Raw genomic sequence first — 13,330 nt, 5'->3', positions numbered from 1 at the left:
CAGAGGCAGTCTTTATTCCTCAATATCGACCTTCTCGAAACGATGTGATCCGAGTGGCTCCATCACATAGTTTTTGACTTTATTCGACATTGGCAACACGACAGTTGAATGCGCCAATGGTACCCAAGGCGCCTGATCGCTGATGATGGCTTGCGCTTCCTGATAAAGTTTAGTGCGCTCATCCTTATTCGAGCTCACGCGCGCTTTTTGCAGAATGTCTTCAAGCGGTTGGTAGCACCAATTCGCATTGTTGCTTCCTCCAACACCTGAGCAGCTGAAGAAATAGCTCAACAGATTGTCCGGGTCGCCGTTATCGCTGGTTCCACCCAAAACGATTGCGCCATCGCGCTGCTTGTCGCGCGCCTTTTTGAGATACTCGCCCCATTCATAAGAAACGATCTCCACATTAATGCCGACTTTGCCGAGATCTGCTTGCATCAATTCTGCTGCACGACGGGCGTTCGGCATATAAGGCCGACTGACGGGCATTGCCCATATCTTCATCTTCAGGTCTTTGACACCAGCTTCATCAAGAAGCTTCTTTGCTGCAGCTGGATCGTAGCTGTACCCTTTGATGTCAGCATTATAGCCCCACATGGTTGATGGCAGCACACTTTGTGCAACCTGACCCATGCCCTGATAAACCGCATCAACAATGGCTTTGCGATCAATTGCCATGTTTAATGCACGGCGTACTTCCACCTTATCAAATGGTGCATCCAGTGTGTTCATCGCCAGATAAGCGACGTTCAGTCCGGGCTGTTCCATCACAGTGAGATTTGGATTTTTCTTCAAGTCTGCAACGTCGGCCGGAGCGGGATAGGCAGCAATGTGACATTCGCCTGCCTGCAACTTTTGCATACGGGTGGAGGCGTCTGTTGCAATCACGAAAATCAGATCATCTACCTTGGGAGCACCATCCCAATAGTCAGTATTTGCAGCAAAGCGAATTGCTGCGTTGGTTTGATAATCAACAAAACGGAAAGGCCCGGTACCGACAGGCTTATGGTCTAGATCCTCGCGCTGTCCGGCTTTGCCCAGTTGTTCTGCATATTCAGCAGACATGATTGAACCAAAATTCAACGCAAGCTTTGCAAGCAGTGAAGCATCGGGCTGGTTGAGCACAAATTTGACGGTGTGATCGTCAATTTTGACGACTTCTTTGATAATCGTCGGCATGTCCATTGCATTGAACATTTCCCAACCAGCACCCACGAAATAGTTATTCCAGGGATGCTGTTTATCGAGCTGCCGATTATAAGTGAAAAGCACATCGTCCGCATTGAACTCACGGCTTGGAGTGAAACTGTCTGTCGTGTGGAATTTCACGCCCTGACGTAGTTTCAGTGTATATTCGAGATTGTCGTCGGATATAACCCAGCTTTCGGCCAGCCCCGGAACGACATTCGTTGTGCCGCTTTCGAATTCGGTCAGGCGATCATAAATCGTCTCGGCAGAAGCATCCCATGTGCTGTTGGTAGTATAGAGCGCGGCGTCAAAGCCTTCGGGCGAACCTTCCGAACAATAGACAAGCGTCTTGGCCATAGTCGGGGCCAGTGCCACCCCGGAAAGTGCTGCCGCTGCTGCCAATGAGAGTAAAGTCTGACGCGCTCTTTTTAATTTTATTATCATGTTTGTTCCCTCTTAATTATTTGGCTGTTGTCGCCGATTATTCGGTTCTGCCTTCAGTTGTTCCAAGGCCGCGTCCTGCCGTCCAAACGGGGTCGGGTTTGGTCCAAAGCACTTCATTGCGGATCAGTTTCACAATTTCTCGTGCATGAAGATCGAGGAATTTTTCGCCCTTTTCGGCAGTGGCGCTGCGTGGATCACCCCACGTTCCGGTGATGGGTGCGCGCTCTGCAAATGAGTAGAAACGCGAAACATCTGCTGGCAAATCAATAGGGTGTTGTTGATTGCCAAAGGCCTGACCAAACATTTCGGACTTTACAGCATCACCGGCAATCGCGAGCATAACAGAAGCTTCGCCCTCGCAAGCATGGTGTGGTCCGCTATCGACCTCGAAGATTTTGGCTGCGTCTTCGTTTGCCAGCATCCAAGGTGTGGTGACGACAATCGGCATTCCAAATTCGACCGCAAGTTCACGGGCAGCGACAGCAAGTGGATCAATATTGCCGCCATGACCATTAACGATAAAAAGACGCGAGAAACCGATTGCCTTCAACGATCTCACAATGCAGCGGATGACACGGCTGAGAGTTTCGTAATCAAGAGTGATCGTTCCGCCAAAAGGCAGGTGGTGTTCGCTCATACCAAGCCATTGCCCGGGAAGGACAGCGATTGGAATTTCGTCGGCGACCTGACGTGCTGCCCGGATCGATGCTGCCGAAGCACTAGCCGTATCTGTAATGACCGGCAGATGCGGCCCATGCTGTTCTAGCGAGCCAATCGGTAAGATGGCCAGCGCACCGGGTTTTCCCGCTATTTCACGAAGGGCAGGGGCGGACATGCGCGCCCATTCAACTTCCTTTGTCATGTTCAACTCTCTCCCAATTATTTTAGATTGCATGATGTCGACCAGCCGAAAGCTTTCGTTTTAGGTTTGTCGGCCTCTGGCGTCGGTTTTTAAGATGTGCGGTCGTCCATCAAGCTTGAGCAATATGACCCGATCAAACTGTGCAACAACCGCGCAGGAATGATTTGGGAAAATGCGAACGCGGCTACCGATCGCCGGTGGCGTATCGGGAAAACGAACGAAACCATGCTCTTCCGAAAGGCGCTCTACTTCCCAAGCTTGGGTGGCGTCGCTCACATTGACCGCAATCCCGAAACCACTGCCACCAGAGCCATGTGCGCCAAGATCGGATGACAGAGTTTTTGAACCTGCATCAACGATGAAATGATGGTCGTTATGGGCGACGACCGTTGCAATTACCGAGAGCGACAAGTCATCCGAAGATGCGATGTCCAAACGAAGTGCAGTGCGATCCAGAAAGGCGTAGTTTCCGGGCCGTATTTCAGTAATCCCTTCTGGGATAGCTGCGCCCAGACAGGTTGGTGTTGCGCCCACCGATATGTGGGGCACTTCGATACCTGACTTTTTCAATTTTTCTGCAAGTTCGAGCAGGTCTTGCGCTTCTTTATTGGCAATGCTTGTCAGCTGCTCGACGGACTTGCTGCCATAAGAGTGCCCAGCGTGTGACAGTAGTCCTGTGAATGTAAGTTGAGGGTGGCGTGCAATCTTCTCTGCCAATTGGATTGTTGCGGGATCTTGTGGCTTAACGCCGACGCGACCTAGTCCAACATCGATTTTTAGAAAGACACCAAGTTTTACACCATACGTTTGAGCCGCTGCCCCGATCGCTTCAATACCCATCTCATGAGCCGCAATGAACTGGAGTTCGGTCTGATGGACTTTTGCACTCTTAACAAGTCGCTCAATGGATTCAGACCTGACGATTGGATATGCAATTGTCACCGACGGCACGCCAGCTTCCACAAAAACAAGCGCTTCTTCCGGTTTGGAGGCTGTGACGCCAATTGCTCCGAGTTCAAGCTGTCGTCCCGCGATTGCAAGATTTTTGTGGGTCTTGATATGAGGGCGTAAAGCGACGCCAGCTTGGTTGGCCCGCTGTTGCATCGCCTTGAGATTACGCATCAAACGCTCTTCGTCGATCTCTACATAAGGCGTAGGAAGGTCGGCTGGTATTGGGCGATTGAAATCTTCGATTGCCGCATGGTCAGACAATGTTGTCTCCAACAGTGGTGCCGGCCGCATGCATAGTTTCAGCCAGCTAATTCAGCTGTACCCGAAGGTAGTCGGTGCAAGTTCGCACAGCTCTGAAAGGCAATCAATTTATTTTCTTATAAGAAACATAATTTTCGCAAACTATTCTGCGAAATGATGCATTGATACGAGAGTTTCTGCTCAGTTGGTCTTGAACTTAATCGTCTGCTGGTTGACGAGCGTGGAAACCAGTTCAGTTTCCGGTGTGGAGCAGACACATAGGATTTGTGCAGGTTCTTTACTCACACTCAAATAGGCATGACCCGTCATTGCATCAAAATACGCAGAGTCACCTTTCTTGAGGCGCAAAGGTGCATAGATCTCCGAGTGCAGTTCCAGTTCACCTTCGACGACGTAGAAAAACTCTTCACCTTTGTGATGGATAAGCGGGCCGAACTCTTCGAGAGTGCGGGCATGTGCGACCGCCAGAATAGGCACCATCGCCTTCTTGTATATTTCGGTGCAGAGATACAGGTAATCGTAGTTCTGCGTAATGATCGATTTTCCCTCGCCCGATTTCGTGTATGTGCGACGGCCCATAACATTTGATGTCGCATCGGGGCTGGCGACTGTGCCAAAAAGCTCTGCAATGTCGATGTTCATTCCCTGCGCAAGCTCAATAAGCCGATCATAGGTGAGCTGCATTTGATTATTCTCGACCTTGGAGAGTGTCGATACGGCCAGCCCTGTCATCGCGCTTACTTCGGCGAGCGTCCATTGGTTGCGATTGCGAATGTCTCGCAGAATGTCGCCGAGGCTGGATTTCGCATCATTCATTCTTGACGTCTCCAATTCGCCTTCGACCAGATCGTGGAGGTGTGCGATAAGCGAGACTAACCCAGCTTACGCGGTGATAGAACTATTCAATGAACACGAGCGCGTAATCAATATGTCATTGAAACGCAATCCATTCTACGAGCGATCGTCTTGCGGGTTTTAGTGACTGGCTACTGAGCCAGTGGATCGGCGACGCGTGGCCAATATGGCTTTGTAAGCTTGGTAAATGGTAAGTCTTCGAAACGAGGCTGCAATGCGCCCGGCGCTCCAACATAAAGAATATCGCTCGCTATAGGTTCAAAACCAGCCCGGAAATGGTTGCTGGATTTGACCACCACTATCTTCTTTTTGGATGGGTCGAGCCCCAATGCGGACATACATTCTGGATGGAAAGTTTGCGTGCGCACCGTGTTCAGAACGATGTCGATGCTGCCTGCACTAACCCATACGGCATCACCAATGCTAAGCGATGTTGGTCCGAAATGCTGAGTAACTCCAGACGCAACTCGCCTGACTTTGACTGTGAGGTCGAGTGGATCGCCAGATACTTTTCCTATTTTGCCACCGATCCTCAAATCCAAAATTGCGCCTTCGCCAGCCTCGCGGCACATGCGTACTGCAACAGGGTCCCAATAGAGGCAAGAAGCAACATTTTCGATGCCGCGCTCAAGAATGCGGCGCAAAATAAAAGTTGAATCGCCGGGTGCGCCGCCACCAGCATTATCCGAAACATCGGCGAGCACCACTGGTCCGTGCTTTATAGCAATGGCACGATCCAGCGCATCGTCGATTGTCAGATACTCGCCGCGCATTGGTTCGCGTGCGTTATATATTTCCCGACCAAAATTTTCAGCAATGCGTGCAGCTTTGTCTGGATCATTATCGGTGACAACGAGCATTTTAGCCCCAACATCTGCAACATCACCCCATGGAAAGCCGTGTCCGAAGGAAACAGCAAGCACGCCATCCTGGCCTTCCATGTCTTTCATGCGATCGACGATGCCACGCAATGGAGCTTTATGTGGGTGAAAAATGCTGACGAGGCGGCAATCATATGTGGCCATGGTTGGTCGGGTTTGGCCTTCAAGTGTGTTTGCCAATAGGGAAAAAAGCTGGGCTGCAACTGTTTCGATATCGGTGTGTGGGTATTCCTTATAAGTCATGATTATAGATGCATTTGTGGTCATGACATCTGTGATGTGACAGTGAAGGTCCAGCTCTACAGCGATGGGGATATTAGCGCCGACAAGTGCGCGAATATGTGAAATCAGATCGCCTTCCACGTCGTCATAACCGTCTGCAACACACGCGCCATGAAGAGCCAGCATAACGGCATCAATGGGCATGGCTGCCTTCAGATCATCGAGAATTGTTTTACGGAAATGTTCATAGACCGAACGCGTGGTCCGCCCGCCCGGTTCTGCGACAGCGCACAGGCTTTCAACAACGCGCCAGCTTCTTTTTTGTGCGGCATCACGCCAGACAAAAAGCTGCGATGAGCAACAGTTCAATGGTTTCTGGGTCGCATCGCCGTAAGCAATGAGATTCTCTGAGAATGCCTCAAGGCCGGTTTGCATCGGTGAAAATGTGTTGGTCTCTGTGTCAAGTCCGGCGATGAAAAGCTTCATTCTGATCTCTCAAACACAAGAATGGGATTTTCGAATAATAAAAATATGTTTATTGTCGGAAAGTCAAACTGATTGATGTGGTCGGGTAGTCGTAGGCTCGCGAACATCAAAAGTTTTCTGCCAGATTTTTCCAGATTTTAATGATGGAACTGAACCATGACTGACGCAATCGTTCTTGGAGCCGGTATGGTCGGTGTTTCTACCGCTCTTGCTTTGCAGGAGAGGGGGCACAATGTGGTCCTTGTCGATCGCAGGGCGCCGGGACGAGAGACGAGTTATGGCAATGCCGGTATCATTCAAACCGAGGCGGTTGAGCCTCATGCTTTTCCGCGTTCTTTACGCGAAATTCTCTCCGTTGCGTTAAAACGTGGCAACGACGTTGATTGGCAAGTGCGTGATATGCCGCGCTTGGCTGAACCCCTTTGGCGTTATTTTGCGCATTCGGCACCGCAATCTTATGCCCAAACGGTGGCGACCTATTCGAAACTCGTCCTGCGGGCGAGTGAAGACCATGCAAAGTTTATCGTGCCTGCAGGTGCAGATGAGCTGATTATTCGGAAGGGCTGGCGAATTGCCTATCGCACGACCGCTAAATTCGAAGAAGCAGCGGTGAGGGCGGAGCGTCTGAAGCAGCTATATGGCGTGCCAAACACAGTGCTGGGGACAAGCGATATTGCCGCGGCCGAGCCAACGCTGCGTCGTCCGCTAGCAGGTGCAGTTCACTGGACGTCTCCCTGGACATGCCGTGATCCGGGAGAGTTGGTTAGCCGCTATGCATCGCTCTTCATCTCACGCGGCGGAACGTTTGCGATCGGCGATGCAACGAGCTTAAAGCAGGATGCCACAGGCTGGCGAGTTTTGTCGAATGAGGGGCCGTTTTCCGCGCAGAGCGTCGTTATCGCTCTCGGTCCGTGGTCGCCATCACTTCTGGAGGCTTTTGGCTATCGCATTCCGATGGTCTTCAAGCGCGGTTATCATCGACATTTCGCCGTTGAGCAAGAGCCGCAAATAGCAACGCTGGACGTTGAAAACGGTGCATTCATCGCACCGATGAACAAGGGGCTACGTATTTTAACCGGTGCACATATGACCCCGCTGGGAACTGCTGCTTCAACGCGGCAGGTGCTTCGTGCTGAAGCAGCGGCGCGCGAGCTTTTCATGCTGCAAAAACCAGTCGAAGAAAACCCATGGTCAGGCACGCGGCCTTGTATGCCCGATATGTTGCCGGTCGTAGGGCCTAGCAGACATAAAGGTTTATGGTTTAACTTTGGTCATGGTCATCAGGGTTTTACACTTGGACCAACAACTGCAACTCTTCTGGCTGAGCAGTTCGATGCGCAGGGCGTGGATCCGCTTATGAAGCCGATATTACCTTCAGCCAGGCATTGGTTCTAACGTGTGCCAATCCTGCCACTATGATCAATGCACACTATGGTGTGAGTGCTCAGACCCGCATCTGGAGCAACGCTTATTTGGCCATGGATGGTAAATATATAGGCCAAATATACTCTCGCTTCTAAAGAGTGAAAACGAGCATTGGGGACACACAAAAACGAACATGAACATCAGCGCACCAACGACTAATGCGACTGATCCTATCGCGGCGCTGCTTACTCCTATGGCAATGCCAATACCCACTGTCCAATCAGGAGAGGTTAAAACCAAAACGGACGCTATAATAAGAAATAGCCAAGCTTTTTTGTATAGAGACATCCTCACCGTATTTCTTTTATCATCATTCGACAAAAACCTTTATCCTTCGTGTGGCCATCACGAGGGTGAGTTTCTACTGAAGTGATCAGCTTGGCGGCTTCACTTTCACCCATCAGCTTAACGGCGTTGCGCTTGGCAGTTTTATACACTTCTTTATCGTTCAAAACTTTCTCACATTGATAGGCCACTGTGAGTTCAAAAGCTGCTTTCTTAATATATGCCTCATTCTGAGAAGCGCTGACTTGGCTGAGTGGCGTTAAAGCCGCAATGGCACTGATTGCAATTATCGGATGAAATTGGTGCATACCTGCGTTCCTTTTGTGCCAAGGAAATCTTTTCGACTGACTGCTTAAATGAATGTATTTACTGGTAAAAAATCCGGTCATGCATAGTTGCTTGGGATGGCAAATCAGGTGCTTTCGTGCTCACTTGATGAAATGGGTGGTCAATCTTTAGGCGATACATCAATGGTTCCGGCATTGATGATGCTTTTGACAATCTTTTGTGCTGATAGGACACTTTCAAGGTAAGTTATTGATAGAAAGCCATTTTTGATAGGTTCAGCTATGCGGACCTCAGAAAGAGTTTGGTCGCCGACCTTAATGGAAACTGTTCGGCCAATGTTTCTTTGGGTCATGTCACTAAAACGCCGAATATCTGGCTGCATAATCTTCATCGCTATTATGAGCTCACCATTCGAATTATCGAAAGTGACATTAGCGTTTTGGACCGCAAACGGTTCAGCGCTGACGCCTTGGCATGAAAGTAGAACTATTACTCCGGCAAGAAATTTTATCACAACACTACTCGTTCAATCGCTGCTCTAATCTGGACAATACCGAATATGGATCCGATTGCCAGTCGTGTAGTCGTTGCAGGTATTCGGCAACTGTGAAAGGCGTGAAGAAACTCGCGAGCAATCGAAAGAGGGTAACAAGCATCTTGACCAGATGCTGGCCAGTTTAGCGTGGGACAAAATATAGCCCCGCTTGTTTTAAACGCAGCGGGGCTGTTTTCTTACTTCGGCATATTTGCTGCGGCCTGTTTCAATGCATTAGCCATCATTTCGCAAAGTTTGGCTTCTTCAATGCCTTGTGCCTTTGCTGATGTCGCCAGATCTTGTTCCATGCCCATAACCGAAACCTTACCCTGCTTTCCAGCTGCTTCCGCTGCGTCGCCTTTCGAAGCATCCGCAGGTGTAGGAACAAGTGTCATCAGCTTAGTCTGAATTTCAGAAGCACTACCATCAATGAAACCTTTTTCCTGACAGTATGCGAGCACGCCAAGTTGATTACGTGCCGCATTATAAGCCATTTCCATTTGTTCCGGTGTCGGCTGCTGAGCAAATGCAGAAGTCAATGTGGTTCCAACAATTGCCGCTGTGAGGATTAAACGGTTCATATTCGTCTCCCTAGTTTAAAGTACTTCCGATTATTTCTTATTGTCATTAAGCAAGGAGGTGCAAGAGCGCGTTTATATTTGTAGAACAAGTTTCATAAATTCTTGAAATTCAACGTTTGTTTGTCCATTATGTGACGGGATTTGTTTAGGGAAATCAAATGATTGTACCTAAAATCGGCAAAATATTTTCTGAAGACGAATACTTCAGTTAATTTTAACCCTTAGTGCCATCACGTATGAATCTGCGCAAATCTTTGACGCTCAGATCAATTCAGAAACACAGTAGGCGCTTTCCTAAGCACGGTTTTCATTTTATGACGGTCGGCTTCCATCCACGAGCAAAGCCCATCGACATTGCAAGGCTGGCGTACTCGATCTCTTTGACGAGGAAGTCTCGGTCTTTCAACAGGGCTTCTATTGCCGCTCGCACATCGCCTTTGTGATAAGCCAGCACCAATTCAATCTCGTCGTCGTATCCATTTTCTTGCGCAACCGCATTCATTGTCCTGCTCCGTTAAAGCAGACACACTCGCCGCCAGACGTGTCCATATATTACGATGTTCTTATTTTGTTCACTGCGCTAAAAGAGTCAATACGACCCCACAAAAATAAACGAAATAGGTTGGGATGGGTGGTGTGTAAGGGGAAAAAGTTGCCACCCCCAAAATAAGTGTGGCAGAACACCGTAAGAACGGATTGCCACACCTTGAAAAATATCAAGGCGATTTCAATCAGTTATAATGATTTTTGAAAACTGTTGGAGGCCTCACCCGGAATCGAACCGGGGTGCAAGGATTTGCAGTCCTCTGCGTAACCACTCCGCCATGAGGCCTTCCGAAAGAGTACTGTCAAATCAGTCAGCGCTCTCTTGAGCAGTTCCAATATTGATCCAGACACACTTCGTCAAGCCGTTACCAACGATTGAATCATTTTTCTCCAACACTTTCCAAAAGATGCTTCAATACAGGATTAATCATCCGGGTCGCGATCTGATGGTGTTTGCGGTCTGGCGAGATTGCCCTTTGAAAATGTGTAGCCGGTTTCAACCGCGTTGCGCCCGAACTTGTCGCGCAGACGGTCGATGGCGCTTTCAGCCACTGCGCGTTTTGTAGCTTGAGTATCAACAAGGTCTGGCGGATCTGCACGTTCATCTGATGAAAGTTCGCTTACCCCGATGCCGAGTAGACGGAATCTGGTTCCGTCCAGTTCCTTATCTAGAAGCTGCAGGCCGGTGCGGAAAATGCGGTCGGCAAGTTGCGTTGGATCGGCGAGCTGCCGATTGCGCGTTCGTAGTTTGAAATCTTGTGTCTTGAGCTTAAGTATAACGGTGCGTCCCGCTATATCCCCAACCTTTAGCCGTTGTGAGACCTTCTCAGATAAAGCGCGCAGCACGGGTATGAGATCAGTAGCCTGAGAAAGATCTTTATTGAAGGTGGTTTCAGCTGAAACACTCTTCATATCGTGCTCAGGTTCGACTTTACGGCTGTCCTGCCCGCGTGAAAGCCGAAACAGCCGCTGCCCCATCGTACCGTAAGCCTTCATGAGTGTGCCTTCATCCATCGTCTGAAGCTGCCCAATGGTGCGAATGCCATCACTTTCTAGCTTTGCATTAAATGATTTTCCGACACCCCAGATCATGCTGACAGGCTTGTCGCGAAGAAAATCCAGCGCTTCCATTTCACCAATAACAGAGAATCCGCGTGGTTTTTCGAGATCTGACGCAACCTTTGCGAGATATTTGCAATAAGATAGCCCGACAGAGATCGTGATTCCGATTTCAGTTTCGACACGCTTGGCAAACCGCGCCAGCACCATGGCCGCGGGCGCTCGGTGAAGACGTTCAGTGCCGCCCAAATCGAGAAAAGCCTCGTCGATAGAAATAGGCTCGACCAGCGGCGTCAGTTCGCGCATCAGTTGCCGAACTTCCCTGCCTACCTGAGAATATTTTTCCATGTTGGGTTTGATGACAACGGCTTGTGGGCAGGCTTCCAACGCCTTGAACATTGGCATGGCAGAGCGCACACCATGAATGCGTGCAATATAGCAAGCGGTCGAGACGACACCGCGTGTTCCACCACCGATGATGACCGGCTTATCGCGTATATCGGGATTGTCTCTTTTCTCGACTGAAGCATAAAACGCATCGCAATCCACATGAGCGAGCGACAGCTTGTAAAGCTCAGGATGACGTACAAGGCGAGGGCTTCCGCAGGTCCGACAGCGCCGAGCTGATTCCAGCTTTTGCAGCGACAAACAATCGCGGCAAAAGCCTTGCTCCGAGCGGTTTATAGCGAGTTGGTCAGCCATGGCAGTGTGCGTTTTTATGAACATAAAAGGAACATCGCCTTATAGCACTAAAGCGAGCCAATGCCATCGATACTCTGTCACCCTGTCAGCTGTGCCCTTGACATTGGCAAAGATATCACCAAGTTTAGTGTTATGAACAACCGCTTTGCTTCCATACTCCATCGGGTTCAACCGATCACGGGATAGCAACCCTCGAGGCCTGCCTTGCGCAGAGGGCTCCGGGGGACGGGTTGCCGCTTGGCTTCAAGCGGAATTGCTAAAAGCGCTTTCATCCAAAAATCAAGTAAATGCTCCAGCCGGGATTCGGTGCGGAGAACAATTATCCTTAGACAGCAGTGAGCTATCGTCATGAGCGAAAAGAATCGCAAGAAGCCAAAGATCGTCGTCAGCGATATTGACCATGAGCGCCTGACAATTCTGGCCGGCAACGTCTCCGAAAAGTTGGAGGAAGTGGCTGAGGAGTTGATGCAGGAACTCGATCGCGCAAAAGTTGTGCCGCAGAAAAAACTGCCGGCAGACGTCGTTCGCATGGGCTCGACGGTAGAGTTTCGCTCAAACGACGGGCATGAACGCAAAGTAACGTTGGTTTATCCCGGCGAGGCAGACATTGCTCAGGGCAAGATTTCTATTCTAACGCCAATCGGCACTGCTCTTATTGGCCTTACTCCGGGCCAGTCCATGTCGTGGACTGCACGCGACGGCAAAGCTCATGAGCTGAGCGTCATCAGTGTGATAAACGCTGAAGCGGTCAGCGCTGCATAGTTCTGCAGGCTGCAGGCGAGAAAGCCCCGCGAGGCGGGGCTTTTTTCAAAGATGATGATTAAGGCCACCTGGCAACAGTGTCATGGCCTTTTCTATAAGGGCAGGATCGCGTCCCGTTTCTTCGCAAAAACGTATCAATGTTGGTTCATGCCCGAGAAAGAATTGCAGCACTCCTGCGAGAAAGCCCGGTTCCTGTGCTGCAGAGCGAATAGATGACGCTTCAATGCCGGTGAGTGCGAGAAAACGCGGCAATAGATCCTTGTCTTGAGCCAACCACACAAGCGCTTCGACTGCTAGATTTTCCGCGTCGGTTTGGCTTAACAGCGTCTTCATATGGCCTCTCCAATTAACTCGTTGTTTTTACGTGATTTTATGCAGAAAAATCGCTTTCTGCCGTTTTGAGGAAAGCTTTAGACTGTGGCCTTTGTTTAATCGCCCAAAGTCTTAACGACAATGCGGGATTTGGCGAATATTTGCCTTTCGTCAATGAAATGCGCTTAAACTATAAGGGAGCTATATGGGTAGGACAAACAAGACAGCCTTGTTTTACCTCGGGAAAGATTAAGGCCAGGGAATATTCGATGACGAAAAGTGTCATGATCGTCGAGGACAACGAACTCAATATGAAGTTGTTTCGCGATCTTATCGAAGCCAGCGGATATGAAACCATCAGGACACGCAACGGTCTTGAGGCACTTGATCTTGCGCGCGAACATCGTCCCGATCTGATTTTGATGGACATTCAGCTTCCGGAGGTATCCGGTCTGGAAGTGACCAAGTGGCTTAAAGATGATGAGGAATTGCGGCATATTCCTGTGATTGCGGTGACGGCCTTCGCAATGAAAGGCGATGAGGAACGCATTCGGCAGGGAGGCTGTGAGGCCTATATATCCAAGCCGATCTCGGTGCCGCGGTTTATAGAAACCATAAAATCCTACTTGGGTGACGCTTAAACCTTTTCGATTTGGGGAATCTCGCAAGGGTGAGAATTTGGGGG

14 protein-coding genes and 1 tRNA gene are annotated in these 13,330 nt (G+C 49.7%); 3 read left to right on the top strand and 12 right to left on the bottom strand.

Going from position 1 to position 13,330, the window contains the following annotated elements; translation table 11 throughout:
- Positions 1-12 precede the first annotated feature (12 nt).
- The 5 genes from ABWV94_RS14085 to ABWV94_RS14065 all read right to left on the bottom strand — a co-directional run bounded on the left by ABWV94_RS14085 (position 13) and on the right by ABWV94_RS14065 (position 6,150).
- On the bottom strand, positions 13-1,632 hold the full coding sequence (locus ABWV94_RS14085; protein WP_353413957.1) for an ABC transporter substrate-binding protein: 1,620 nt from the start codon (positions 1,630-1,632) through the stop codon (positions 13-15).
- Between the two features lie 37 nt (positions 1,633-1,669).
- A complete protein-coding gene (locus ABWV94_RS14080; protein ID WP_353413955.1) occupies positions 1,670-2,494 on the bottom strand; it encodes a creatininase family protein in 825 nt (274 codons plus the stop codon).
- Positions 2,495-2,554: 60 nt separating this feature from the next.
- Positions 2,555-3,706: an alanine racemase gene (locus ABWV94_RS14075; RefSeq protein WP_353413953.1), complete on the bottom strand. Its 1,152-nt coding sequence runs from the start codon at positions 3,704-3,706 to the stop codon at positions 2,555-2,557.
- Between the two features lie 180 nt (positions 3,707-3,886).
- On the bottom strand, positions 3,887-4,522 hold the full coding sequence (locus ABWV94_RS14070; RefSeq protein ID WP_353413951.1) for a helix-turn-helix domain-containing protein: 636 nt from the start codon (positions 4,520-4,522) through the stop codon (positions 3,887-3,889).
- A gap of 170 nt (positions 4,523-4,692) precedes the next feature.
- The gene (locus ABWV94_RS14065) at positions 4,693-6,150 is read right to left on the bottom strand and encodes a M81 family metallopeptidase (protein ID WP_353413949.1); all 1,458 of its coding nucleotides are present in this window, start codon (positions 6,148-6,150) and stop codon (positions 4,693-4,695) included.
- Between the two features lie 156 nt (positions 6,151-6,306).
- On the opposite strand from ABWV94_RS14065, the gene ABWV94_RS14060 reads away from it, so the two are divergent.
- On the top strand, positions 6,307-7,545 hold the full coding sequence (locus ABWV94_RS14060) for an NAD(P)/FAD-dependent oxidoreductase (RefSeq protein ID WP_353413947.1): 1,239 nt from the start codon (positions 6,307-6,309) through the stop codon (positions 7,543-7,545).
- Between the two features lie 320 nt (positions 7,546-7,865).
- Here ABWV94_RS14060 and ABWV94_RS14055 read toward each other — a convergent pair whose 3' ends face one another.
- The 6 genes from ABWV94_RS14055 to ABWV94_RS14030 all read right to left on the bottom strand — a co-directional run bounded on the left by ABWV94_RS14055 (position 7,866) and on the right by ABWV94_RS14030 (position 11,571).
- Positions 7,866-8,249 carry a hypothetical protein gene (locus tag ABWV94_RS14055; protein ID WP_146112687.1) on the bottom strand — a complete coding sequence of 128 codons (384 nt, stop codon included), beginning with the start codon at positions 8,247-8,249 and terminating at the stop codon, positions 7,866-7,868.
- Positions 8,250-8,308: 59 nt separating this feature from the next.
- Positions 8,309-8,662, bottom strand: a complete 354-nt coding sequence (locus ABWV94_RS14050) for a SecDF P1 head subdomain-containing protein (RefSeq protein WP_007878607.1) — start codon at positions 8,660-8,662, stop codon at positions 8,309-8,311.
- A gap of 218 nt (positions 8,663-8,880) precedes the next feature.
- Positions 8,881-9,264 carry a pore-forming ESAT-6 family protein gene (locus ABWV94_RS14045; protein ID WP_007878608.1) on the bottom strand — a complete coding sequence of 128 codons (384 nt, stop codon included), beginning with the start codon at positions 9,262-9,264 and terminating at the stop codon, positions 8,881-8,883.
- A 307-nt stretch (positions 9,265-9,571) separates the two neighbouring features.
- Positions 9,572-9,766, bottom strand: coding sequence for a CUE domain-containing protein (locus ABWV94_RS14040; RefSeq protein ID WP_064321590.1), 195 nt, complete (start codon positions 9,764-9,766; stop codon positions 9,572-9,574).
- Positions 9,767-10,022: 256 nt separating this feature from the next.
- Positions 10,023-10,096: transfer RNA gene (locus tag ABWV94_RS14035), tRNA-Cys, on the bottom strand.
- Between the two features lie 137 nt (positions 10,097-10,233).
- Positions 10,234-11,571, bottom strand: a complete 1,338-nt coding sequence (locus ABWV94_RS14030) for a DNA polymerase IV (RefSeq protein WP_353413944.1) — start codon at positions 11,569-11,571, stop codon at positions 10,234-10,236.
- Between the two features lie 348 nt (positions 11,572-11,919).
- Here ABWV94_RS14030 and rnk point away from each other — a divergent pair, with 348 nt between their 5' ends.
- On the top strand, positions 11,920-12,333 hold the full coding sequence (gene rnk, locus ABWV94_RS14025) for a nucleoside diphosphate kinase regulator (protein ID WP_007878612.1): 414 nt from the start codon (positions 11,920-11,922) through the stop codon (positions 12,331-12,333).
- A gap of 45 nt (positions 12,334-12,378) precedes the next feature.
- On the opposite strand, the gene ABWV94_RS14020 is transcribed toward rnk, so the two are convergent.
- Positions 12,379-12,666 (bottom strand): DUF3572 domain-containing protein, encoded by a 288-nt coding sequence (locus tag ABWV94_RS14020; RefSeq protein WP_064321591.1) that lies wholly within the window; start codon positions 12,664-12,666, stop codon positions 12,379-12,381.
- Between the two features lie 248 nt (positions 12,667-12,914).
- Between ABWV94_RS14020 and ABWV94_RS14015 the strand changes: the two genes are divergently transcribed.
- Entirely contained in the window at positions 12,915-13,286 is a 372-nt protein-coding gene (locus tag ABWV94_RS14015) for a response regulator (RefSeq protein WP_007878616.1), read from the top strand.
- Positions 13,287-13,330 lie beyond the last annotated feature (44 nt).

The organism is Brucella sp. NBRC 12953 (assembly GCF_040369775.1).
GTDB classification, from domain to species: Bacteria; Pseudomonadota; Alphaproteobacteria; order Rhizobiales; family Rhizobiaceae; genus Brucella; species Brucella pseudogrignonensis.
The sequence above is the reverse complement of the archived record's forward strand: the minus strand, read 5'-3'. Positions and strand labels throughout refer to the sequence as shown.